Annotated in this window: 22 protein-coding genes; 11 read left to right on the top strand and 11 right to left on the bottom strand. The window is 64.0% G+C overall.

Annotation, left to right across the window (positions count from 1 at the left end; translation table 11 throughout):
* Positions 1–16: 16 nt before the first annotated feature.
* Positions 17–673 (bottom strand): TetR/AcrR family transcriptional regulator, encoded by a 657-nt coding sequence (locus tag A3AI_RS0137300; RefSeq protein ID WP_024520401.1) that lies wholly within the window; start codon positions 671–673, stop codon positions 17–19.
* 244 nt (positions 674–917) lie between these two features.
* On the opposite strand from A3AI_RS0137300, the gene A3AI_RS0137295 reads away from it, so the two are divergent.
* Genes A3AI_RS0137295 through A3AI_RS0137285 form a run of 3 tightly spaced genes read left to right on the top strand, consistent with a single transcriptional unit; the run spans position 918 to position 4,724 of the window.
* The gene (locus tag A3AI_RS0137295; RefSeq protein WP_024520400.1) at positions 918–1,415 is read left to right on the top strand and encodes a (2Fe-2S)-binding protein; all 498 of its coding nucleotides are present in this window, start codon (positions 918–920) and stop codon (positions 1,413–1,415) included.
* Positions 1,412–2,470 carry an FAD binding domain-containing protein gene (locus A3AI_RS0137290; RefSeq protein ID WP_024520399.1) on the top strand — a complete coding sequence of 353 codons (1,059 nt, stop codon included), beginning with the start codon at positions 1,412–1,414 and terminating at the stop codon, positions 2,468–2,470. The genes A3AI_RS0137295 and A3AI_RS0137290 overlap by 4 nt, the downstream gene beginning before the upstream one ends.
* Positions 2,460–4,724 (top strand): xanthine dehydrogenase family protein molybdopterin-binding subunit, encoded by a 2,265-nt coding sequence (locus A3AI_RS0137285; protein WP_024520398.1) that lies wholly within the window; start codon positions 2,460–2,462, stop codon positions 4,722–4,724. Before A3AI_RS0137290 ends, A3AI_RS0137285 begins: the two co-directional genes overlap by 11 nt.
* Positions 4,725–4,892: 168 nt before the next feature.
* Here the strand turns inward: A3AI_RS0137285 and A3AI_RS48390 are convergent, their stop codons facing one another.
* The 4 genes from A3AI_RS48390 to A3AI_RS0137265 form a co-directional block, all read right to left on the bottom strand.
* Positions 4,893–5,030, bottom strand: coding sequence for a hypothetical protein (locus A3AI_RS48390; RefSeq protein WP_156928122.1), 138 nt, complete (start codon positions 5,028–5,030; stop codon positions 4,893–4,895).
* A gap of 112 nt (positions 5,031–5,142) precedes the next feature.
* Complete coding sequence (locus tag A3AI_RS0137275) at positions 5,143–6,732, bottom strand: gamma-glutamyltransferase (protein ID WP_024520397.1); 1,590 nt, start codon at positions 6,730–6,732, stop codon at positions 5,143–5,145.
* Between the two features lie 281 nt (positions 6,733–7,013).
* Positions 7,014–8,102 (bottom strand): mandelate racemase/muconate lactonizing enzyme family protein, encoded by a 1,089-nt coding sequence (locus tag A3AI_RS0137270; RefSeq protein WP_024520396.1) that lies wholly within the window; start codon positions 8,100–8,102, stop codon positions 7,014–7,016.
* A 183-nt stretch (positions 8,103–8,285) separates the two neighbouring features.
* The gene (locus A3AI_RS0137265; RefSeq protein ID WP_024520395.1) at positions 8,286–8,876 is read right to left on the bottom strand and encodes a helix-turn-helix domain-containing protein; all 591 of its coding nucleotides are present in this window, start codon (positions 8,874–8,876) and stop codon (positions 8,286–8,288) included.
* Between the two features lie 220 nt (positions 8,877–9,096).
* Here A3AI_RS0137265 and A3AI_RS0137260 point away from each other — a divergent pair, with 220 nt between their 5' ends.
* Entirely contained in the window at positions 9,097–10,356 is a 1,260-nt protein-coding gene (locus tag A3AI_RS0137260; protein WP_036051110.1) for a dienelactone hydrolase family protein, read from the top strand.
* Between the two features lie 183 nt (positions 10,357–10,539).
* Positions 10,540–11,256 carry an SDR family oxidoreductase gene (locus A3AI_RS0137255; RefSeq protein WP_036051107.1) on the top strand — a complete coding sequence of 239 codons (717 nt, stop codon included), beginning with the start codon at positions 10,540–10,542 and terminating at the stop codon, positions 11,254–11,256.
* A gap of 100 nt (positions 11,257–11,356) precedes the next feature.
* On the opposite strand, the gene A3AI_RS0137250 is transcribed toward A3AI_RS0137255, so the two are convergent.
* The 5 genes from A3AI_RS0137250 to soxC form a co-directional block, all read right to left on the bottom strand.
* Positions 11,357–11,698: a hypothetical protein gene (locus A3AI_RS0137250; RefSeq protein ID WP_024520392.1), complete on the bottom strand. Its 342-nt coding sequence runs from the start codon at positions 11,696–11,698 to the stop codon at positions 11,357–11,359.
* 42 nt (positions 11,699–11,740) lie between these two features.
* Positions 11,741–12,745 carry a zinc-dependent alcohol dehydrogenase family protein gene (locus tag A3AI_RS0137245; protein ID WP_502685787.1) on the bottom strand — a complete coding sequence of 335 codons (1,005 nt, stop codon included), beginning with the start codon at positions 12,743–12,745 and terminating at the stop codon, positions 11,741–11,743.
* A gap of 97 nt (positions 12,746–12,842) precedes the next feature.
* Positions 12,843–13,247: a DUF302 domain-containing protein gene (locus tag A3AI_RS0137240; RefSeq protein ID WP_024520390.1), complete on the bottom strand. Its 405-nt coding sequence runs from the start codon at positions 13,245–13,247 to the stop codon at positions 12,843–12,845.
* A 79-nt stretch (positions 13,248–13,326) separates the two neighbouring features.
* Positions 13,327–13,872, bottom strand: coding sequence for a c-type cytochrome (locus A3AI_RS0137235; RefSeq protein WP_024520389.1), 546 nt, complete (start codon positions 13,870–13,872; stop codon positions 13,327–13,329).
* Positions 13,859–15,202: a sulfite dehydrogenase gene (gene soxC / locus A3AI_RS44285; protein WP_245287039.1), complete on the bottom strand. Its 1,344-nt coding sequence runs from the start codon at positions 15,200–15,202 to the stop codon at positions 13,859–13,861. Before soxC ends, A3AI_RS0137235 begins: the two co-directional genes overlap by 14 nt.
* 328 nt (positions 15,203–15,530) lie before the next feature.
* On the opposite strand from soxC, the gene A3AI_RS0137215 reads away from it, so the two are divergent.
* Both A3AI_RS0137215 and serA read left to right on the top strand, forming a co-directional pair.
* A complete protein-coding gene (locus A3AI_RS0137215; protein ID WP_024520385.1) occupies positions 15,531–16,301 on the top strand; it encodes a LamB/YcsF family protein in 771 nt (256 codons plus the stop codon).
* Between the two features lie 204 nt (positions 16,302–16,505).
* Positions 16,506–17,771, top strand: a complete 1,266-nt coding sequence (serA, locus tag A3AI_RS0137210; RefSeq protein ID WP_036051101.1) for a phosphoglycerate dehydrogenase — start codon at positions 16,506–16,508, stop codon at positions 17,769–17,771.
* Here serA and A3AI_RS0137205 read toward each other — a convergent pair.
* Positions 17,753–19,570, bottom strand: coding sequence for an ATP-binding protein (locus A3AI_RS0137205; protein ID WP_349509715.1), 1,818 nt, complete (start codon positions 19,568–19,570; stop codon positions 17,753–17,755). The genes serA and A3AI_RS0137205 overlap by 19 nt on opposite strands.
* 246 nt (positions 19,571–19,816) lie before the next feature.
* Between A3AI_RS0137205 and A3AI_RS0137200 the strand changes: the two genes are divergently transcribed.
* The 4 genes from A3AI_RS0137200 to A3AI_RS49025 all read left to right on the top strand — a co-directional run bounded on the left by A3AI_RS0137200 (position 19,817) and on the right by A3AI_RS49025 (position 24,039).
* Entirely contained in the window at positions 19,817–21,223 is a 1,407-nt protein-coding gene (locus tag A3AI_RS0137200) for an ABC transporter substrate-binding protein (protein ID WP_024520382.1), read from the top strand.
* A gap of 186 nt (positions 21,224–21,409) precedes the next feature.
* Positions 21,410–22,369, top strand: a complete 960-nt coding sequence (locus tag A3AI_RS0137195; protein WP_024520381.1) for an AAA family ATPase — start codon at positions 21,410–21,412, stop codon at positions 22,367–22,369.
* A 5-nt stretch (positions 22,370–22,374) separates the two neighbouring features.
* A complete protein-coding gene (locus A3AI_RS0137190) occupies positions 22,375–23,772 on the top strand; it encodes a VWA domain-containing protein (RefSeq protein ID WP_024520380.1) in 1,398 nt (465 codons plus the stop codon).
* Positions 23,773–23,889: 117 nt separating this feature from the next.
* Positions 23,890–24,039 (top strand): hypothetical protein, encoded by a 150-nt coding sequence (locus A3AI_RS49025; RefSeq protein WP_198030328.1) that lies wholly within the window; start codon positions 23,890–23,892, stop codon positions 24,037–24,039.

Here is a 24,039-nt window from a genome sequence, read left to right as displayed (position 1 = left end):
TCGAGCGATCTCGCAACTATCGCTTCTTCTTCGCGCGCACGGCCGTCTTTTTCGCGCCACTGGCTCGCCGCGGCGCCGCCTTGCGCGGCGTCTCGGGCTGCACGCGCAATCCATCGACGAACACGTCCATCAAGCGGACCACAGTGCACTGCCAGCCCGGCTGGTCGTGCAAATAGCACATACCAACCAGCGCACGTAGCAGGTCATCCGGACCAACATCGGCGCGGATCTCGCCGGCCTTGACCGCGCGGTCGAGCAGCACGCCAACGGCCTGGGTCAGGCGTTCAAAGGAAAAACTGTGCAGTTCCGGCGAGCCGTGCGCGGCGAGCGCAAGCGCGGCCGCCATGCCCTTTTTGGTCGCGACGAACTCGATATTGGAGGAGATCCAGCGCCGTAGCGCTTCGACCGGCTTGGCTTCATCCTTCAGCGCGTCCGCGAGCTCGCCGAGCTGCTCCACCTCGCGCCGGTACACGGCTTCGTATAGCGCCTCGCGGGTGGGGAAGTGTCGATAGAGCGTGCCGATGCCGACGCCGGCGTGTTTGGCCACCGCCTCCAGGCTCGCTTCTGCGCCGCCGGCGCTGAACACGGCCTTCGCCGCTTCCAGCACGCGTTCCCGGTTGCGCACCGCGTCGGCGCGGGGTTTCCGAACAGTGGCCTCGGTCTCGACGCTCATCTCAACTCTTCGTGCGATTCTGCAGCATGAAATGGTTCAGAAACAATCATCCAGCTCTATCGTCTTGTTCGAGCATGAACTTTTCGAAAAGACCGGCATTGGCCCTCCCGAGCATGCCTGGCGCCCCTTGTAAAACGGAGGATCCCTCCGTATATGCGCCACCGCAACCTGGCGGCAATCGTCGGCCTTTCACCGCGAGTGGGAGCGCGCTTCCGCTTGACCATAGCACTGATCGGAGCCTTGCATGAACCACTCCATCAGCCTCACCGTGAACGGGGTGCGGCGCGATATTGCGTTGACTGACCCGCGCGTGACGCTCCTCGACCTCTTGCGCGAGCAGTTGGACCTGACCGGAACCAAGAAGGGATGCGACCGCGGCCAATGCGGCGCCTGCACCATCCTGGTCGATGGTCGGCGCATCAATTCCTGCCTCGCACTTGCCATCAGTCATGATGGCGCCTCCATCACCACCATCGAGGGTGTGGCGCGCGGCGATGAGCTGCATCCGCTACAGACCGCCTTCATCGCCCATGACGGCTTTCAATGCGGCTTCTGCACGCCCGGCCAGCTCATGAGCGCGCTGGGCCTGATCGACGAAGGGCAGGCCGGCTGCGATGCCGAACGCATCCGCGAGGGCATGAGCGGCAATCTCTGCCGCTGCGGCGCCTATGCCGGCATCACTGACGCCGTGCTGGAAGTGCAGCAGAAGCTAAAGGCGGAGAAGGAAAGGCGCGTGGCATGAAAAGCTTCGATTATGTGAGGCCTGCAAGCATCGGAGAAGCTATCGCGGCCGCGCGCGCACCGGGCGCTGCCTATCTTGCCGCCGGCACCAATCTGCTCGACCTGATGAAAGGTGGCGTGAGCCGGCCCGATCGACTGGTCGACGTCACGCATCTTCCCGGGCTCGATACCATCGAAAAGCTCCCCGATGGCGGTTTGCGGATCGGCGCGCTGGTGCGCAATGCCGACCTCGCGCATGACGCGGCCTTCGCCAAGGCCTATCCGGCGGTGGCGGAAGCATTGCTGTCGGGCGCATCCGCACAGTTGCGCAATGCCGCGACTGTCGGCGGCAATCTCCTCCAGCGCACGCGCTGTGCCTATTTCTACGATGTGGCCAGTGCCTGCAACAAGCGCGCGCCTGGTTCCGGATGTGATGCGCGCGGCGGCGACAACGACATGCATGCGGTGCTCGGCTGGAGCGATGGTTGCATCGCCACCCATCCATCCGACTTCTGCGTGCCGCTGGTCGCGCTGGATGCCATGGTCGAAATCGAGGGCAATGGCGGACGGCGCCAGGTGCGGCTGGAAGATCTGCACCGGCTGCCCGGCGCTACGCCGCAGCAGGAGACAGTGCTCGAAGCAGGCGATCTCATCGTGGCGCTGAATCTGTCGGCCGAGGCGTGCAACTTCGCCTCCCATGCGCGCTATCTGAAAGTGCGCGAGCGCACCTCTTACGCTTTCGCCATCGTCTCCGCGGCCGCACATCTTTCGCTTGCGAACGGCCGGATCGAACAGGCGCGCGTCGCGCTCGGCGGCGTCGCCGCAAAGCCCTGGCGTGCGCGTGAGGCCGAAGCATTGCTCGCAGGCGCGGAGGCGACAGCGCAAAACTTCCGCCGCGCGGCGGAAGCAGCACTTGCCGGCGCAAAGCCGTCAGGAGACAACGCGTTCAAGATCGAGCTCGCGCAGCGCATTCTCGTTCGCGCGCTCGCGCTCGCCAGTGCCGGCACGCCTGAGCGCATTCCCGCTTTGCCCGCTTCTCCCTTCTCTATCCATTCCGGAGCGTTGCATGACGCCTGACATCCGCCTCAACCAAGCTCCCGCCCATCAGCGACATGGCTCGAACATCGGCCAGCCACTCACCCGTCGCGACGGCATTTTGAAGGTGACCGGCAAGGCGCCCTATGCGGCCGACCATCATCCGAAGGGCATGCTCTATGCCGTGCTCGCAACGAGCAGCATCGCGCGAGGCCGCGTCACCTTCCTCGATATCGCCGCGGCCAAGCGCCATCCCGGCGTCGTCGACGTGATGACGCCGTCGCACAAGCCGGCGCTCGCGGAAGACCAGGACGCGAAGACCAATCCCTTCATGTTCAAAATGGAGTTGCTGCAGAGCGACGCCGTCCGCTACGCCAACCAGGCGATTGCGGTCGTGATCGCCGAGACGCTGGAGGCGGCGACCGAGGGCGCGGCGCTGCTGGCGCCGCAATATCAAGCGTTGCCGGCGCGCGTTGGCCTCGATGCCGACGAAAGTTTTGTGCCGCCTGCCGTCGGCCTTGGCCATCCCGCCATCGTCGAGCATGGCGACACGGAGGCGGGGCTCGCCAACGCGACTTACGCGATCGACGCGACCTACGAGACGCCGGCGCAATATCACAATCCGATGGAGCCGCACGCCATCATCGCTGAATGGGATGGCGACAAGCTCTCCATCGACACGCCGAGCCAGGGCATGGCGATGGCGCAGATGCGCATCGGCGGCCTGTTTGGCATTCCGCCTGAGAACATCCACATCCGCAGCCCGTTCCTCGGCGGCGGCTTTGGCTCCAAGGGCTTGATTTCGGGCCCGCAGATCCTCGGCATCATGGCGGCGCGCCTGGTCGGGAGGCCGGTCAAGCTCGTGCTTCGCCGCGATCAGATGTATGGCCCGGTCGGCCATCGCTCGCCAAGCCGGCAGCGGCTGCGTCTCGGCACCGACGCGGCGGGCCGGCTGACTGCGATCGAGCATCAGGCCAGAATCGTCACCAGCACGTTCGACGATTTTTACGAGCCGGCGGCAGATGTCTCGCACACGCTGTTTGCCAGCCCTGCGATCAGGACCGCGCACGAGGCGGTGCGCATAGACAGCGGCACGCCGCTGTTCATGCGTGCGCCGGGCGAGGCGACGGGGTCGATTGCGCTCGACGCCGCGATCGACGAGATGGCCTTTGCGTCCGGCGTCGATCCGCTGGAATTTCGTATCAGCAACGACGCGCCGGTCGAGCCGATCACCGGCAAGCCGTTTTCCTCAAAAGCTCTGCGGGAATGCTATGCGCAAGGCGCCGCGCGGTTCGGATGGGCCGGGCGTCCGCTCAAGCCGCGCCAGATGCGCGACGACAAGGGCTTCCTGGTTGGCTGGGGCATGGGCACCGCAACCTTCCCCGCACTGATGTTCGCCGGCAATGCCCGCGCCTTGCTCCGCGCGGACGGCACGGGGGCGATGGAGACGGGGGCCCATGACATGGGGCAGGGCGCCTCGACCGCGCTTGCACAGGTTGCAGCCGAGGGGCTCGGGCTCGATCTCGACCGCGTCGAGTTCAAGTCTGGCAGCTCCGATTTGCCAGATGCCGGCATCGCGGGCGGCTCGGCGCACACGGCGACGGTGGGCACCGCCATTCACAACGCGGGTGCTGCCGTGATCGCAAAGCTCGCGGACCTCGCCATGCGCGACGAGCGTTCGCCGCTGTTCGGCGCGGGCAATGCCGGCGTGGTTGCGCGCAATGGCCGGCTGCACCGCCGCGACGACGACGCGCGCAGCGAGGCCTACGCGGATATCCTGACGCGCGCCGGACTCGCTGAGATCGAGGCGTCCGGGACGGGTGCCGCCGACCCGGCCGCGCAGGCCGAATATGCGATGCATGCTCATGGCGCGGTGTTTGCCGAGGTGAAGGTCGATCCCGATCTCGGCCAGATCCGCGTCACCCGCATGATCGGCGCCTTCGCGGCTGGCCGGATCGTCAATCCCAAGCTGGTACGCAGCCAGCTTCTGGGCGGTATGATCTGGGGCGTGTCCTTTGCACTACACGAGCAAGCGGTGACGGACGGCCGCTCGGGCCGCATCATGAATGCGAACCTGGCGGAATACCACGTGCCGGTGAACGCCGATGTGCCGTCAATGGACGTGTTGACGGTGCACGAGCATGACCCGCATGTGAACGCGCTCGGCATCAAGGGCGTCGGCGAGATCGGCATCACCGGCAGCGCTGGCGCCGTAGCCAACGCGGTCTGGCACGCGACGGGTGTCAGGCCGCGGCGGTTTCCGATCCGGATCAGCGATCTTGTGACGGCGCGGTAAAAGCGGGTGCTCTCTCTGCTCCCTCCCCCCACTTGCGCTGGGAGAGGGGGCAGCGGAACGCGCTCAGTTCCAGCTGACACGCCGTAACAGTCACTACCGACCCTGATGAGTTACCGATGGTGGCGCGCGCATCAGGCTCGCACTCGACCGTATCCGCTGCTGAAAGGTTTATCGCGCCTTGCTGACGTGCTCGATCGCCGGCCTCGATAGCGACGGTGATGCGGCGAGTCTCGACTGGTTGCGCGCGAACAGGGCTGTCCCGGCGACCAATGCAGCGATCACGGCGACAAGCGCCAGGAACTTCATCTGTGTCCCTAAGGAATTTTGGCGGGCCCTGATCTTGTGTCTAGTCCGGGCGTTACGCCAATTAACAACGCGAAAGCATGCTACTACCTTCGTCGCACGATGCGAGGCGGGCTCAGCCCTCGGCCACGGCCTCGGCCCAGGCGTGAAACACTTCGGTCGCGCCGCTGTTGATGTCGCCCTGCCGCAGCACCATGCTCGGGAAGGCGAACTTGCCGGGCCAGCTCTGTACGCGAGCTTCCTCGTAGTCGAATTGTTTCCGCAGCGCCTCGCGAGCCTCGGTGGGCAGCCGTACATCACCGATGACGATGGAGCCCTCGCTGGCATCGATGCGCGGCTGGTGGATCGCTGCATCGAGGTCCATGCCGAAGTCCATCACAAAGGAGATCAGCTGCGTGACGGCGGGCAGGATGCGCCGGCCGCCGGAGGCGCCAACGGCGAAGCGGCGTCCATCGGCCGCATGCGCGACCACCGGCGTGTAGTTGCAGAGGCAGCGCTTACCTGGCTCCAGCGAATTGGCGCCGCCCGGCGTCGGATCGAACCACATGATGCCGTTGTTCATGGTGATCCCGCTTTGCGGGGTGACGAATTTGGAGCCGAATGTCGACAGCAGGGTCTGCGTGACCGCTGCCATGTTGCCGTGACGGTCGACCACCGAATAATGCGTGGTGCAACTCGGTGCCAGGTGCTCCGCGCCTAGCGCGCGGCGGCCGTCGGCATCGCCCATGTCCTTGAGCCGCTCGCGATAGGCCACCTGTAGTGCCTGCGCGTAAGCGTTGTAGGCGGTTGGGTCCGGACCGTTCTGGCCTGCTTGCAAATCCTGCAGTGGCCGCAACGTCTGTGCCAGCGTCGGCCCGGCCGTAAGCTCCGGCGTCGCATAGACGGTGCCGCCGCGATGGGGAATCTTCAGAGGCTCGCGCCAATGCGCCTCGAACGCGACGAGGTCTTCGAAAGACAGCGAGCCGCCGGCTGCCTTGATGTCGGCTGCCATGCTGCGCGCGAGGTCGCCTTCGTAGAAATCGCGCGCGCCCGCTTCGGCGAGATGGGCGAGCGTCGTCTTCAGCCGCTCCTGCGGCAGGCGCATCACCGAGCGGATGCCCCATTGCGGTTGCGGCGGCAGGCCGTCGCGCAGGTAAATGGCGGCACTCGACGGATAGCGCCGTAAATCCGTGGCCGCGCTGCCGATCGAGAGCGTCGTCCACCAGTCGACCAGCAGCCCTTCGGCCGCAAGCGAGATGCTCGGCGCGACCAGGTCGCGCCACGGCAGTCTGGCATACCGGCGGAAGGCCTCCTCATGGCCCGCCAGCACGCCGGGCACCGCGATCGAGGACGGCCCATGCAGATTTCGGTCGTCCTTCACCCGCGGCCAGGGAAAGATGTCGGAGGCCGCGCCATCGCCGGTCAGCGGATAGTCCTCGACGCGCAGGCTTTGCGGCGCGCGCATGCCGTAATCGATCACCTCGTAGCGATCTTCCTTGGCGCGGTAGAGCACCATCGCGCCGCCGCCGCCCATGCCGCTCATCCAGGGCTCCAGCACGCCGAGGGCAAAGCCGGTCGCAACCACCGCATCGATGCAATCGCCGCCCGCGGCCAAAACCTCGGCGCCGATCTCGGCGGCACGGCGCGATTGTGAGGCCACGATGCCACCTTTGGAGGTGACGGCGGGTTTACGAATCTGCTGGCGATTGGAGAAATGGTCGGACATGTATAGGCACCGGTGTTTCAGGCGATCGAATGGCGTAACAGCCGCGCCAAGCGTTTGTCCAGATCGGTCCGGACCGAGCAGCAATGCGAAGATAGAGATTTCCAAGCGGCGCGACATAAGGGCCGCGGCAGGCGCGTGCTAGGAAGGATCCGTGGAGGCCCTCAGCAATATCGGGGCGATCCGTGCCCCCACGTGATCTCGGCACGATCAAGAGGCGGAACGGAGCTCGCGCTGAAGGTGAGATGAGGCGTCGCTCTACCCACCCGATCATGGCCTCTGCATCACGCCGCAAGCCGCGCCAGCCCTTGCCAGTCGAACTCGATGCCATGGCCGGGGCGGGCCGGCGCGAGTGCCTTGCCGTCTTCGAGCTCCAGGGGATGCGCGATATAGCGGTCGAGCCCGAAGCCATGCGCTTCGAGATAGGAGCGGTTGGGGCAGGCCGCGAGCAAATGCACGGTGATGTCGTGTGCGCCATGGCTCGTGACGGGTAGATTAAAGGCTTCCGCAAGCCGCGCAATTTTCATGAAAGACGTGACGCCGCCGCAATTGGTGACGTCGGGCTCGGGATAGGACACGGCGCCTGCCGCGATATAATTCTTGAACTCCCACAGCGTGCGCAGGTTCTCGCCGGCCGCAATCGGCACGCCGCCGGCCGCGATGATGCGGGCATGGCCTGCAACATCGTCGGGAATGATCGGCTCCTCGAGCCAGACGAGATCGAAGGGAGTGAGCGCACGGGCGGCGCGCACGGCCTCTTCGACCGTCCATTTCATGTTGGCGTCGGCCATCAGCGGGAAGCCGTCGCCGAGATGTTCGCGCATCGCGCGCACGCGCGCGACATCGGAGGCGAGATCAGGCCGTCCTACCTTCATCTTGATGGCGCGAAAGCCCTTGCGCAGGTTCTCGTCGCTCTGAGCGAGCAGCGCCTCGACCGGCAGGTCGAGATCGATGCCGCCGGCATAGCAGGGCACGCGATGATCGAAACCGCCAAGCAGCCGCCACAGCGGCAGCGAGGCGCGATGCGCCTTCAGGTCCCACAGCGCGATGTCGAGCGCGGAGAGTGCAAGCACCGTGGGCCCGCCGCGACCGCCATAATGCAGGCCCCACCAGACATGCTGCCAGATCGCCTCGGTGTCGTCGGCCTCGCGGCCATCGACCAGCGGCGGCACCTCGCGCCGCAGGATGTCCGCGATCGCACCGCCATTGCGGCCGACCGTGTAGCTGTGGCCGACACCTTCCGCGCCGTCGGTGTCGCGCACCCGCAGCGTGATCAACTCGAACGCGGTGATCTCCCCATGCGTGCTGTCGGACAGCGTGACGGAAAGGGGAATCCGATAGTGCCCGGTCTCGATCGATTTGATGCGTGCCATTGCGCGTCCAACCACTGTGTGATTTTTGCGCAGGTTAGGCGTGCGGCGACGACGGGGCAATCGGATAAGAGGCAGCGCAGCGTTGTCGGATGGGCGGAGCGAAGCGAAACCCATCGCGTGCGCGGCTGCTAATGATGGGTTCGCTGCGCTCCACCAATCCTGCGGGTTGTCGCCACGGCGCGTCTACGGCTGATGTCGCCTGGTGATCGCGACCTGGGCAGCCTGACCGTAGAGGCTCGCGAGCAGGTCCATCTGGACAGCCGTCGTTTCGAGATTGGCGCCCCAGCCGTCGAGCGCATCCAGCATCGGCGGCAGCGTGGTGCCGCGCAAGGCGGCATAAGCTTCGGTGACGGCGCGGCCCTTTTCGGTGGCGCGGTAGCGCGTTTCCTTGCGCGAGGACGAGCCTTCGGTCTCGATCAGGCCGGCGCGCACCAGTTTTCGCGTGGCATATTGCAGATTGGGAACGTCGACGCGGTTGAGGAGTTGCCCGACCTCGGAGAGTCGCTTCGGCTCGTCGCCCATCCGCACCACATTGAGCACGGCGACGTCGTCGCCCGTGAGCGGCACGTCGCAGACCGCGGCAAGGCAAGCCGCCTTCCAGCGGTAATAGGCCTGCGCCAGCCGCTCCAGGCGAAACTCGAAGTCGCTCAGCTGCTTCTCCGTCTCGGTGCGCGCGAGATGCCAGGCACCCGGCCGTTCCGCGGCGATAGGCCCGCGTTTCGGCTTCGCCGCAGCTGCTGTTTGCCTCGCGGCCGTCTTCTCCGTCTTCCTCAAAACGGTCTCCCGATTCGCCTTCCCGCTCAGCGCCTGGGCAGGCTGTGGTCAATGAATGCCATTTACAAGTTGAAATCTTACATTAAAAATTCAATTAAGAAAGTAGGATGAAGCGTCAAGACCAAGCTCGGACCTGGCATCAGGACTTGTCATCAGAACTTGGCATCAGAGATGACAGGCTTGTGAGCGTCGCTTTGGACGTTTCGACAGAAACGTCTCGATGAGTGAGGAGGACTATGCGGTGGAAGGACAGTGGATCGACATCAAGGCCGCGGATGGCGGCACGTTCAAGGGTTATCTCGCCATTCCCTCCTCAGGCTCCGGTCCCGGCATCCTGCTGTTGCAGGAGATATTCGGCGTCAACGCGTCGATGCGCGCAGTCGCCGATTACTATGCCGAGGAAGGCTATGTCGTACTGGCGCCGGACCTGTTCTGGCGCATGGAGCCGGGTATCGAGCTCAGCTACACCGAGGCCGATTTCGGCAAGGCGATGGGCTATTACCATCGCTTCGATGCCAAGCAGTCGATCAAGGATTCCGCTGACGCGCTAAAGGTGCTGCGGGCGCGGCCCGAATGCACCGGCAAGGTCGGCGCGCTCGGCTTCTGCCTCGGCGGCAAGCTCGCCTATCTCGTCGCCGCGCGCACCGATGTCGATTGCGCGGTCTCCTATTACGGCGTCGGCATCGAAGCCGATCTCGGCGAGGCTGAGAAGGTGAAGGGGCCGATGGTGTTTCACTTTGCCGAGCTCGACCGTTTTGCGCCGGCGGAAGCCCGCGCGCAGATCACGGCAGCCTTCGCGAAACGCCCCGACGTCGAGTTCTATCTCTATCCCGGCTGCGACCATGCGTTTGCGGCGCCGGAGCGCGCGAGCTTCAACAAGCCAGCGACCTTGATGGCGCATTCGCGCTCGATCGCGCTGTTCCGCAAGGTTCTCGGTCCGCATTACGATCTGTCCTCGCTGTGGGACAAGCATACCGAGCTGGAGTTCGCCATCCGCTCCGCGGAAGCGACCATGGGCACCATGGTGGCCGAGCCCTATGTCAACCACATCCCGACCATGACCGGCGGCGTCGGCTATCGCGATCTGCTGCGCTTCTACAAGAATCATTTCATTCCGAAGACACCGAAGGATACCAAGCTCATCCCGATCTCGCGCACCATCGGCGCCGACCGTGTCGTCGACGAGATGCTGTTTTGCTTCACCCATGACATCGAGATCGACTGGATGCTGCCTGGTGTGCCGCCGACTGGCAAATATGTCGAGATCCCGCTGGTCGCGATCGTCCGGTTCCGCGGCGACAAGCTGTACAATGAGCACATCTATTGGGACCAGGCCTCGGTGTTGGTCCAGATCGGATTGCTCGATCCGAAAAAGCTCCCGGTTGCCGGCGTGGAGACCGCGAAGAAGCTGGTCGAGGAGTCTCTGCCCTCGAATACGCTGATGGTGCGCTGGGCAGAGAGCGCACCGAAGACAGGCTGATCGCAAAACTGACTCGACGGCGTCGGCTTCACGGCGCCGCTCTCGCATAGGAGAGTGTTGGTCATGGTGTCTTGCTCATTGTCGCGTCGTTGGCTGCTACCAGGCGCGCTCGATCATGGCACTGCAGATCGGCTGCGTCATCGCCAGGCGTGATCGGACACCCCAACAGCAAGGATCAGCCGCGTGATCGAGAGCATCAAGGGGTCTGTCGTCTTCATCACCGGTGCCTCCGGCGGGATCGCGCAAGCGCTCATCCCGGCGCTTGCTGCGCGGGGCGCGGCCAAGATCTACGCGGCGGCGCGTGACATATCCTCGCTCGCGGGTTCCCCCACGGTCATGCCGGTGAAGCTGGATGTGACCAGCGACGACGACGCTGCCAAGGCCGCGGCGCTGGCAACCGACGTGACGCTCCTGATCAACAATGCCGGCGTCAACCACAACACGGGCTTCATGCTGGCCGCCGATGTCGCGATGGCCCGCGAGGAGATCGAGATCAATTACATCGGGCCGCTGCGTGTGACGCGGGCGTTTGCGCCGGTGCTGATCAGGAACAAGGGCGCGGTGCTCAACCTGCTGACCATCCTCGCCCGGGTCAATCTGCCGTTCATGGGCTCGTATTGTGCCTCCAAGGCGGCGGCGCTCAGCCTCACCCAGGGGTTGCGCGCCGACTTGGCTCCGAAGGGTGTCCGAGTTGCAGCCGCCTTTCCCGGTGCGATCGACACCCGCATGACGGCGGTGCTGACGATTCCAAAGATGACGCCGGCCGATGCCGCCACCGAAATTCTCGACGGCTTCGAGGCCGGCGAGGAGGATATTTACGTCGGCGACATGGCGCGCGGGCTGGCCGAGGGCCTCAAGCACGATCCCAAGGGCATCGAACGTCAACTGGCGTCGGGCTGAGTGAAGTCGCTGCCGTGCAGCATCACCGAGCCGATGAAGCGAGAGCGCCAATAGGAGTGATCGTCCGACGAGGGCCGGGACGACCATGCACTATGCGGCCTCACGGCGTTTTGCCGAGATCTTGCTTCCCGCCATCGTCGTGTTCATCCTCCGGCTCCTGGATCAGCACCGCCGGTTCGTCGTAGCCCGCGCGGCTAGAGTAGAAGAGCAGGGCCATCAGGCCGATTCCGACGGCAAGCGAGAAGATGACGCCGAAAGCCATGGCAATGTAGCCAGAGATCGGCACGCTGGTGTCCGTGCTGGTCCAGCCGAAATAGCCGATGGCCGCGGCGGCCACCAACAGCAGGACCAGCACCGTCAGCACGATCCATGTGCCGATGCGGTTACGGGGCGGATTCGATGCGGGGCCGGTTTTCCGTCCCTCCGGTGCGTTCTCTTGCATGGGACATGCTCCTTGATCGTGACAACGGATGGTCGCAGCTGTCTAGTCGACGTCGACCACGATCTTGCCCCGTGCCGAGCGATCCTCAATCGCCCCATGCGCTGCGTCGACACTGGACAGGTCGAAACGGCGCGGATCGAGGCGCGGGCGCAGTTTGCCGGCTTCGACCAGGCTGGCGGCTTCGCGCAGGATTTCGCCATGATGAAGGCGGCCTTCGCCGGTCAGAAGCGGCAGCAGCGTGAATACGCCGGAATAAGTTCCGGCACGAAACGACAGCGGTGCCAGCGCATGCGTGCCCCATCCGAGCGCGCTGACGACGTGGCCGAAACGCCTGACAGCGTTGAACGAGGCGTCGAGCGTGGTGCCGCCGACGGTGTCGTAGATCACGTCGAAGCCTCGCGCTGCGGTGTGGCGTGTGACGTACTGCTCGACTGTCATTGCGCCATAGTCGATTGCGGTTGCGCCGAGCTCGGTGATGTAATCAAGGCTCGCGGCCGACCCGGTGGCAAACACTTGCGCGCCGCGCGCCCGGGCCAACTGGACCGCGACATGGCCGACACCGCCGGCGCCGCCATGGATCAGCACTGTCTGCCCAGCACGAACGCCGACGCGATCGACAAGGCCTTCCCACGCCGTGATCACGATCAAGGGTAGGCTGGCCGCATCGCGCATTGAGAGATTCCTGGGCTTTCGCGCCAGCAATGTCGCATCGACGGCGGCATATTGGGCGAGCGAGCCGGGAATGCCCCCGACGCCGCCTGTCATGCCGTAGACCTCGTCGCCGGCGCGGAAGGCCGTAACTTCAGAACCAACGGCCTCGACGGTGCCCGCGAGATCGATGCCGAGAATGGCGGGAAACGGATGGCGCGCATGCGCGGCCTGGCCGGCGCGGATCTTCAGATCCAGCGGATTGACACCGCTCGCGGCAATCCGCACCAGCACTTCGCCCGGCGCAGGCCGGGGCCGCGCGACCGATGCGATCCGGAACGGCTGCCTGGCCTCGTCGAGAAGCGCGGCCCGCATCATGTCTTGTTCTGCTTGAGCCATGTCCTTTGTCTCTATTGGAATCTGCCCGAACTCGCGGACCAGGCTCAGATCATCCTCTATGTGTCAGTTCTCGAACAGCCGTCCAGCGCGACCAAGCTCATGGTGCTTTCGCTGCCTTCTCGGAAATCGCTTTCAGCGCGCCCGACAGGGCCTCGATCGTAGCCTTTGAGCCGTCATCGAGGCCGTGGCGCAGCGCCAGAAAGTGGGGATCATTATAAGAGAGAAAAGTGACGCCCGCGGCGTCCTGCCAGACCAGCGCCTTCAGCGGCAGGTCGATGCCGATGGTCTGCGCCGCCTGCATCAAGGGCGTGCCGCCTTTGGCATTGCCGAAGATCAACAGATCGGTTGGCCGCAACGGGAGGCCGACGGCAGCGGCGCCTGCGGCATGGTCGATATGGGCGAACACTGTCAAGCCCTTGGCGCTCACTTCGGCCTCGAGCCGTTTCATCGTCTCTTCCGGTCCGAAAGCACTTCGTAGGGTGATCAGTCCCTCTGTAGCCATGGCTCGCGCTCCCGTTAGCAATATCATTGCAGCTAGTGCAACGGCCGCGACTATCGCCGTCCTGGCGAGATGCGCCATCTCACTTTTCCCTGAACAGTCGGGCCGGATCGAATTCCGGATCGGGGATGAAACCGTCGCGATTGGGCATCTTGACCTGGGGCAGCGACGCCTTGTCGAGCTTGCCGTCCGCGGGAATGATTCCGTTTAGGCTCAATATATACGCCGTAACCGCATAGGTGTCGTCGACGTTCAGCGATCCCGGCGACGTGTAGGGCATGGCGCGGTGGATGTAGTCGAACAGCGTCGTCGCATGGGGCCAATAGCTGCCGACGGTCTTGACAGGCTTGTCGGACGAGAGCGTGCCCGCACCGCCAACCAAGCGATCCTTGATTCCGCCTACGCCGGCTTCACCGTGGCAGGCCGCGCAATTCTCCGCGAACACCTCTTTGCCATTGGCGACGGTGCCGCGGCCCTCGGGCAAGCCTTTGCCGTCGGGGCGCACGTCGATGTCCCACAGTTTGATTTCGTCCGGCGTCGCGGGACGGCCGAAATCATAGGCCAACGCCGGCGCGATCAGTGTGGTTGCGATGGTCAGGCTCAGGACAAGCTTGCTAGGCGAGGACATTGCGAACCCTCCCTGCCTCATCGATGCTCCAGGTCTGCTGCGCGCTATAGTGAAACAGTGCGTTGGTCCCGTTCCGTGCAATGAAAGACGCTCGGTCCGGCTGCAGATTGCCCTTGTCGTCGGTGGCGCGACTGACGATCTTGGTTGGCTTGCCGTCCCAGTCCCAATCGATCTGGAAGCGGGTCTGCGCCTTCGGCAGCACGGGATAATTCAGCTGGGCGACCTTCCAGCTTTTCGTGCCGTCGGTGCTCACCTCGACCTTCGCGATCTTGCCGTGACCGCTCCAGGCAAAGCCTGTGATGCGGTTATAGCCGGGCCGGATCTCCATCATGCCCGACGGCTGGGTGATGACCGAGTTGGTCTCCATGCGCAGCTGGAACTGCCGCGCCTTGCCATCGGCGAGCAACTGGGTGTAGCGCGCCGTCTCCCAGCGGGTCATCCAGGGCTGGTCGCCGAACTTAAGCCGCCGCAGCCACTTGATGTTGAGGTTGCCCTCGAAGCCCGGCATGATCAGCCGCATCGGAAAACCGTGGGCGGGTCGCAGCGGCTCGCCATTCTGGCCATAGGCGACAAAGGCCTCGCTCAGGATTTCGTCGGTGAGCGGGATGCTGCGATCGACGCCGGCTCCATCGCCGCCTTCGGCAAGCATCCAGTTCGACCCGCGCTCTTTTCCGACGAGATCGATCAAGAATTTCAGGGAAACGCCGGTCCACTCATTGGTGCTGATGAGACCGTGCGTATGCTGCACGGTGAGATCAGGGTCGGCCTTTTTCCAGTTTTCCCATCCATTGCCCGTGCATTCGATGAAGACGACGCGCGACACTGACGGCATCGCCTTTAGGTCATCGACGCTGAAGACCAGCGGTTTCTGCACCATGCCGTGGATCAAAAGGCGGTGCTGGGCGGGATCGATGTCAGGGACGCCGGCATGGCTGCGTTCGTAATGCAGGTCAGTCGGCGTGATGTTGCCGACCAGCTTTTGATGTGGCGTCTTGGCGTTGATGGCGTTGTCCGGATCGACATTGCGCATGCCCGGACCGGCTTCGGGTACCCGGTCGATCTTGACATATTTCGATCGTTCGCTGTGTGAGCTAAGGTCGGCGCCGGGCTCGCGCGGCGGCACGTCGGCAAGAGAGTCGGCGGCTGCGTGACCCGCGACGACACTTCCGGCCAAGCCGGTGGAGGCTGCAATGAAGCCGCGGCGTGACAGCGTTCGCGGGACGCCCGCGGTGCCTGTTTCGTTTGTGGCCCGCGCTTCGGTCTCCAACGTGTCGATGGTCTCTTGTGGTCTGGAGGACATCGGTATCGTGATCAGCCCGTCTATGGCCAAGGCTCGCCCTCCCTTAAACCCGATCAAATCACGCGGCTCTTTCGCCCCTTGCATGCACCATGACCGGGCGCTTGCGGCCTGACGAGTTAGAAGTTGTTAGGAGTTGCGAGGATTTTTTTGGCTTTCCGTTGCCGCGCCGCATTAGCGTGATGTGGCCTCGGCGGAGACGAGGGGCCGCTCGAGGTTGGCGCGCAATCGCGGTGGTCGGTGCGCTGGCCGATGCGGGACTGAAATTCGTATGGAGCCGGTCACCGATGCGCTTCTTTTTTGATCGCCTGGGGCGTGAAGGCGTGGTTTACCTGCGCCAGGTCAAACTGGGAGCGCCGGAATGCCGTCCGTCGATTTGAACTCCGACCTTGGTGAGGGCTTCGGTACCTACACTTGTGGCGATGACGAGGCGATGCTGTCGATCGTCACCTCGGCCAATGTTGCCTGTGGTTTCCATGCCGGCGATCCCGAGGTGATGGCGCAGACGTTTGCCACAGCCCGCAAGCACGGTGTCAACGTCGGCGCACATCCGGGTTTTCCGGATTTGTGGGGGTTTGGCCGCCGCCGCCTGCCATTCTCGGCAGCCGAAATCGAGCGGCTGGTCGCCTATCAGATCGGTGCGGCCGCAGCGCTCGCCGCCTATTCCGGACACCGCATCACATATGTGAAGACCCATGGCGCGCTCGGCAATATCGCCTGCGAGAACCGCGAGATTGCGTACGCAGTCGCCCGCGCCTCGCGCGCGGTCGACCGCACGCTTGCCTGTCTCGCGCCTGCGCTCAGCGAGTTGATCGCCGCAAGCGAGGCCGCCGGCATTGCGGCGTACCAGGAAATCTATGCCGACCGAGGCTACACCGAGACCGGGCAGTTGATTCCGCGCGGGCAGCCAGGTGCCATGATTCTCGATCCGGAGCAGGCGGCCAGCCGCGTGATCGACATGATCAAGGCCGGTGCGATCATCACCGCGCGCGGCACGCATCTTTCGACCTCGGTCGACTCGATCTGCGTGCATGGCGATTCCGTTCATGCGGTCGAGACCGCGCGCCTGATCCGCGCGCGGCTTGAGCAGGCGGGGATCGTGTTGAAGCAGTTCGCAACCGGCAAGGCATGATCAAGGCATGATGCCGCAATCCGGCGCCGTTCCTGAATGGCCATTTTGACCGTGCATTACCGGCCCGATTGTGCCACGGAGGGCGCTCCGCGGTCGCGATTCGGCTCCCGCATTCGGCCTGCCGGCCGGCAGGCCGATCGAGCCTTGGCTTTGCAGGCCGCGCCAATTACATGCAGGCAGGTTCAAAAGGGGCCAAAGCCAGTGATGGATAGAAATTCGCTCGATTCCCAGCTGTCCCTCGCAAAGGACAAGATCCGCATCCTGCTGTTGGAGAACATCAGCGAGACCGCGGTGAATGCCATGCGGTCCGCCGGCTACACCAACATCCGCCACCTGCCGAAGGCGCTCGACGGTGATGCCCTGAAGGAGGCCATTCGCGGCGTCCATCTGCTAGGCATCCGCTCGCGCACGCAGGTCACCGCGGAAATTGTTGAAGCGGCGGATCGGTTGATTGCGATCGGTTGCTTCAGCGTCGGCACCAACCAGGTCGATGCCGATGGTGCTCGTCACGCCGGCATCCCCGTCTTCAACGCGCCGTTCTCGAACACGCGCAGCGTCGCCGAGCTCGTGATCGGCGAGATCATCATGCTGTTGCGTCGGATCCCCGCGCGCTCAGTCGGTGCGCATCAGGGGCGCTGGGACAAATCGGCGGAGCGCAGTTTCGAGGTGCGCGGCAAGACGCTGGGCATCATCGGCTACGGCAATATCGGCTCGCAGCTATCCAACCTCGCGGAAGCTTTCGGCATGAAGGTGATCTATTACGACCACACCGACAAGCTCCGTCACGGCAATACCGAGCCGGTCGAGAGCTTGCAGGAGTTGCTCGCACAGAGCGACGTGGTGTCGTTGCACGTGCCTGAGACGGCGGCGACGCAAGGCATGATTGGTCCTGACGAGATCGCCGCCATGAAGGAAGGCGCCTATCTCATCAACAACAGCCGCGGCACGGTCGTCGATCTCGATGCGTTGGCTGCAGCCTTGCGTGAGAACAGGCTCGCCGGCGCCGCGGTCGACGTATTCCCGGTCGAGCCGGGCTCAGCGGCCGAGCGCTTCGCCTCGCCACTGCAGGGCCTCGACAATGTGATCCTGACTCCGCATATCGGCGGTTCGACCGAAGAGGCGCAGGAACGGATCGGCTCCGAAGTCGCGCGCAAGCTCGTCGACTACAGCGACACCGGCGCGACCATGGGGGCTGTGAACTTCCCGCAAGTGCAGCTCCCGGCGCGCCCGATGGGAACGCGCTTCATCCAGGTTCAGCGCAACCTGCCCGGCATGCTGGGCCAGCTCAACGGGGTGCTTGCTCGTCATTCGGTCAATATCGCGGCCCAGTATTACGAGGCGCAGGGCGATATCGGCTATATCGTCCTCGATGCCGATGCCTCGACCGCTGATAGCCGCAAGGTGCTAGCCGATATCCGCGAGCTCGAAGGCACGATTCGTGCCCGGCTGCTCTACGAGCGCGGCAGATAAGGACCTCGTGACGTCAGGCTCGCGTGGCCGGTGGGAATGGCTTCCACCGGCTCCAGCGGCAATGAGAACTGAAAGATCGCGCCCCGCGGCTCGTTCGCGGTGGCCCACAGCCGTCCGCCATGCGCCTCGACGATCGAGCGGCAGATGGCGAGCCCCATGCCCATGCCCTCGGCCTTGGTGGTGTAGAAGGCCTCGAACAGGCGGTCCGCTTCTTTCGGATCGAGGCCGGTTCCGGTATCCCGCAAGCTGACCACGATGCTGCCAGCGCCGTCTCTGGCGGTCGTGATCAATAGCTGGCGCGAACCTTCGGCGACCGCTCTCATGGCCTCGATGGCGTTGATGATCAGGTTGAGCAGCACCTGCTGCAGCTGGACCCGATCTGCCTGAACCGGCGGTAAGCCGTCCTCGAGCTGCGTCCGCACCGCGACACGGTTCTTCAGGACTTCGCCACGGGTGAGGGCGGTGACCTCGAGCACCGTCTTGTTGATCTGGAGACTCTCCTTTTTCGGCGGCGCCTTCTTGATGAGAGCCCGGATTCGATCAATGACTTCGCTGGCGCGCATGCCGTCGCTGACAATGTAGCCGAGCGTCTGCCGGACCTGCTCCAGATTGGGTGGCTCTGCGCCGAGCCAGTCCAGCCCGGCCTGTGCGTTGGTCACGACTGCTGCGATCGGCTGGCTGATCTCGTGGGCGATCGAGGCGGTGAGCTGCCCCAGCGTGCTGACGCGGTTGGCATGCGCGAGCTCCAACAGGGCTTCGCGGTAGCGCCGTTCGTTCTCGCGTGCCTCGGCTTCGGCCCGCTTGAGTCCGGTCAGATCGAGCACGAAGCCGACGCCCTGATTGCTGTTTTCTCCGAACATGGCCCCGCCGATCATCACGGGTATGCGGGTGCCGTCCTTGCGGAAGTACTCCTTCTCGAACGGGTTCATGATCCCCTGCACTTTGAGCGACGCGACGTTGCGCGCGTCGAGGTCGTGCCACTCCGGCGGCGTCAGCTCCATACGGTGCAGGCGCCCCGCGGCGAGATCCTCCCGGTCGTAACCGACGATGCGGAGGAACGCGTCGTTGGCCTCGAAAATATGGCCTTCGATCTCCCAGATGATGATGCCGATGATGTTGGAATCGAACAGTCGCCTGATCTTCCTGTCGCGCTCCTCGATATCGCTGTAGAGCTGGATGTTCTCATCAGTCGCCTTGCGCCGTCGGTTTGCCTCGAGCCGTGCCAGCACCAGCGCCATGACCGCGAAGGCCGTGATGATGATGACGGCGGCCGCGACCAGCCAGGTTCTGCGCTGATCGAGAGCGTCGGCGCGTCTCTCCCGATCCACGAGCAGGTAACGCTCATGGTCCGCCATCAGGTCGATTTGCGTCCGGATATCGTCCATGGCACGGATCATGGCCAGCGCCGCCAGGCCGGAAGTGCCGACCGCCGTCTTGACCATCTCGTCGATCTCGCGAAGCTTTGCCGAGACGATGAGCGCCAGGTGTGTGGCTCGAAGACTCTGCAACGGGTCACCGGCCACCAGAGCCTGCAGGCCCTGGATCTCCCGTCGCGCGTTCTCGTCGGAAACGCCGTAGGCCTTCAGATAGGACGGGTCGAGAGTGAGCAGATAACCGCGCCTCTCGCCGTCCAGGTCGATGATGATGGTGCGCAGCCGGTCGAGCGTTTCGAGTACCTGTCGATCGTGCTCGATCGCGAAACTTACCGACTGCCGGTCCTGCCAATAGCGGAGGCCAAAAAACGCGGTCGCGGCAAGCAGCGTCAGAAGCACCGCGCCAGCCAGGATTGGCGGACGCATCAACCACTTCAAGATATGGCCCGGAGCAAGGACTGACATTTGGCCGCAGGCATTCGAGGCTCGGCCGGCCGGCACCGTTGTGGTGCCAAGGCCCGAGTATGGCTAGAATAGTAGCATGGACGGGGGGCCGTACAGGCGAGCCGGAACCCGATATCCTCGACCGCGCATATTTCACCGGATTCGGAGTCGGTCGGCTCGCGAAGGCCGCGACGTCACAGCTCAAGGTCCTGTGGCGGGGCGTCGCGAATGACAGCCCATGGTGAGGAGGGCACCGGCATGGCGCGGGATGGAAACTCCACGGGCGATCGCGTGCGGACGAGCCGGCGTAGTTTCGTCAAGGGATTGGGCGCAGCAGGCGCGCTCCTGCCGGCGCTCACCGCGTCCTCGCGGCGGACCTTTGCCGAGGACGCCTTGGCGCCCTATGCCAGTGCTGCGATCGACTGGAAGCAATTTGCGGGGCAAACAATCACGCTCGCTGGCGCCATCCATCCGTGGTCGAACGCGATCGCGCCACTCCTGCCGGATTTCACAAAATTGACCGGCATCAACGTCGCCACCGATTTTCAATTGGAAACAAACTACCTGGGAACGATCCCAATCAGGCTTGCTCGCGGAGGCAGCGCGCCAGACGTCTTCATGTTTGCGACCTATGGGCAGGGCATCTCGGGCGGATGGCTCGAGCCGCTGAACGCCTATTTCGCCAACAAATCGCTGACCGATCTCGATTGGTATGACGAGAGCGACCTTCTCAGGACGGCGCTGGCCTTCCCGCTATGGTCGGACGGCGAGCGCTACGCATTCCCGATTACGTCCGAGGCCATGACCCTGTTCTTCAACAAGGATGCGCTGGCAGCCAAGAACCTGACGGTGCCCCAGACGTTCGACGAGCTGTTTGCGACCGCCAAGGCGGTCAAGACCGACGAGATGTCGGGGATCGCGATGCGCGCCCAGGCCGGCGGCAATTCCACCCCACCCGCGATGGGCTTTGTGTTCTCTTACGGCGGAGACATGGTCAAGGACCATATGGCCGCTTTCGCAAGCCCGGAGGCCGTCGCGGCGGTCGACATGTATGGACGGCTGCTCAGCCAGGCCGGCCCTGCCGACGTGGGCAGCTATGAATGGTACCAGGTGCTGGACGATTTCCTGCAGAGCAGGACGGCAATGGCCGTCGACAGCAGCAACTTCGCCACCGACATCTCCAATCCAGCGAAGAGCCGTGTCACTGAGCAGGCCGGCTTTGCAACCTTTCCGCATCTCCCGGGACGCTCGCCGGTTCCCTTCATGTCGCACTGGCAGGCGTGCATCAATTCCAAGTCCCAGAATAAGCGAGCGGCTTTCCTGTTCCTGTTGTGGGCGACCAGCAAGCCGACCTCGCTTAAGACTGCCGCAGGGGGACTCGCGACGACGCGTGCCTCGGCGTGGTCGAGCGAGGGCTTCAAGAAGGCGTTCGGCGCGCAAGCCGCGGAAGCCGCGCTTACCAACCTGCAAGACGCCGATGTCGATCGCGCCAAGGCAATCCTTTTCCATCCGAAATCGAGAACCATCCTCGACGCCTTCATGATCGGCGTAAACGAAGTGATCTCCGGGGAAAAACCGGCGAAGGTCGTGATGACCGTCGCCGCCGAGAAGGCCAATGCGGCGATCCGCGGGTAGTGGGGCGCGCCTTCAAGGAATTGCGCCAGCCGGGAAATATGCTTGGCACGGACTCGCAGCATTCCTGACAAGCGAGCCCGTGCTATAGACTTTCGGCAGCATTCCTCCTATCGCAAATGCAAGGTTTCCCGCTTCCTCGGCGGATACCGATCACCAAAGAGCGCTGGACATAGGGAGTTGAATTTCGTGGCAGATCAGCGGCCCTCGGCCACACCTCTGGCCTCCATTGAAGCGGTCGAAAGCGGGCTCGCCGCGCAGGGCTATATCGCGAGCCGCCAGATCGCGACCGCCGTTTATCTGTCGGAAAAGATCGCAAAGCCGATCCTGGTCGAAGGTCCCGCCGGCGTCGGCAAGACCGAGCTTGCCAAGGCGATCGCCTCGTGGCGTGGGCTGAAGATGATCCGCCTGCAATGCTATGAGGGGCTGGACGAGGCCAAGGCGCTCTATGAATGGAAATACGCCAAGCAGCTGCTCTATACCCAGATCCTCAAGGACAAGCTGGGCGAAGTGCTGGGTGGCGCGCAAACGCTGCACGCGGCGCTCGACCAGCTGCACGATTTCGGCGACGTGTTCTTTTCCAAGGAATTCGTCGAGCCGCGGCCGCTCCTGCAGGCACTGGAACAGCCCGGCGGCTGCGTGCTCCTGATTGACGAAATCGACAAGTCGGATGCGGAGTTCGAATCGTTGCTGCTCGAGATCCTCTCCGACTTCCAGGTCAGCATCCCCGAGCTCGGCACCATCGCCGCCGCGATGCCGCCGACCGTGATCCTGACCTCCAACAGCGAGCGCAATCTCGGCGACGCGCTGAAGCGGCGCTGCCTGCATCTGCATATCGGCTTTCCCGAGCAGAAGCTCGAGGAGCGCATCGTGGAAAGCCGCGTGGCCGGCATCTCGCAGACCCTGCGCCGGCAACTGGTCGGCTTCATCCACGAGATCCGCACGCTTGATCTGAAGAAGCAGCCTTCGGTGAGCGAAACCATCGACTGGGCCCGTGTTCTCGTGCTGCTCGAGGCCACCGAGCTCGGCCATGACATGGTCAGGGACACGCTCAACGTGCTCCTGAAATACGAATCCGATGTCGAGGCCGCGCTGCCGCATGTGACGACCTTCGTGGCCAAGGCCGCCCGCCAGAACGTTTTTGGCTGAGCGCCATGAAGGAGAACCTCCATCGCTTCTTTCGCGCCGCGCGGGGAGCGGGGGTTCATGTCTCGCCGGCCGAGAGCATCGACGCGATGCGGGCCGTGTCGACGGTAGGCCTGTCCGATCGCGGCCTGCTGCGCGACGCATTGCTGCTCACGCTTGCCAAATCCGAGGACGAGAAGAAGGCGCTGGGCGCGTGCTTCGACCTCTTCTTTGCGTCTGCCGAGCCGTCACAAACGGACGATGAGGCGGCGGCAGGCGACGAAGCTGGGGAAGGAGAAGACGAGTCGCGGGACGAGAGTGGTCAAGCCGTACCGGATCACAGCGTGGAAGGCGCGGATGACAGCCGGCTCGCCGGGCTTGGCGCGCTTGCGCAGATGCTGTTGTCACAGGACCGGGCCGCGATCTCGGCGGCGATTGCCAGCGCATCGGCTGCATCCTCGCTGTCGGATATCAGGTATTTCACCCAGCGCGGCATTTTCTCCAGCCGCATTCTCGAAGAGATGGGCATTGCCCGACTGAACGATGATCTGGAGACGCTGACGGCGACCAATCCTGCGCTGGCCGAACGGCTGTCCGCCTTGACCGACGGCTTGCGCGAGAATGTGCGTGACGCAGTTGCGCAGGCGCTTCTGCTCTACGGGCGCGAGGAAGCCGAAAACCTCCGCAACGAGATCCTGCGCAATGCGCCGCTCGCGCGGATCGAACCGCAGCGGATCGAGGAGATGCGCGCCTTGATCCGGCGGATCGCGCGCCGCCTGCGCGAGCGCTATGCCAAGCCGAGGAAGCGCCAGCGCCGCGGCCATCTCGATGTGCGTCGCACGTTGCGCAGAAACGCCGCCTGGGGCAGCGTTCCGTTCCTCACCGCCTGGAAGCGCAAGCATCGCGAGCGGCCCAAGGTGATAGCGCTTTGCGATGTCAGTGGCTCGGTCGCCCGGGTCTCCGATTTCTTCCTGCTGCTGATCCACAGCCTGCATGAGGTCGTGTCCGACGTCCGCTCCTTTGCCTTTTCCGGGCACCTGATCGAGGTCAGCGAGGTGCTCGAGACCAAGGGTGCGGAAGAGGCCATGCAGGACATCATGTCCAGGGTCGGATTTGGATCGTCCGATTATGGCACGTCGTTCGCCGACTTCGAGCGGCAATGGATGGAGAGCGTCACACCGCAGACGACGGTGATCGTGCTGGGCGATGCGCGCAGCAACAATCTCGATCCGGGCGCCGATATCCTGCGCCGCATTTCGGAGCGCGCCAAACGGCTGGTCTGGCTCAACCCCGAGGGCCGCATGACCTGGGGATTCGGCGATTCCGAGATGCCGCGCTACGCGACCTTCTGCAACGTGGTGCGGCAATGTGCCACCGCCCAGCAGCTCGAACGCGCCATCTCCGATATCGTCGCGACCTATCATTAACGCGTCGTCATTTTCTGTCGCGGCAAAGTGATAAGATGACAGCGGTCATTCTATTGATGAGCGCTGCGCTGCGACTACGTCAATGCACAGGTCAATGCCTCATCATGGAGAAGTGCAATGACGAAGAAATCTGGAAAGCAAGCTCTATATCGCTATGAACTGGTGCACGGCGATGATGCTGACTTCGTGGCCTACCAGCGACTTGGCGGCGACGGCGCCTGGCAGACGTTTTCGACATGGATGGTCCCGCCGAGTCCCTGTAACTAA

It is taken from the genome of Bradyrhizobium sp. Tv2a-2 (genome assembly GCF_000472425.1).
GTDB lineage: Bacteria > Pseudomonadota > Alphaproteobacteria > Rhizobiales > Xanthobacteraceae > Bradyrhizobium.
This window is presented reverse-complemented; position numbering and strand designations above follow the sequence as displayed.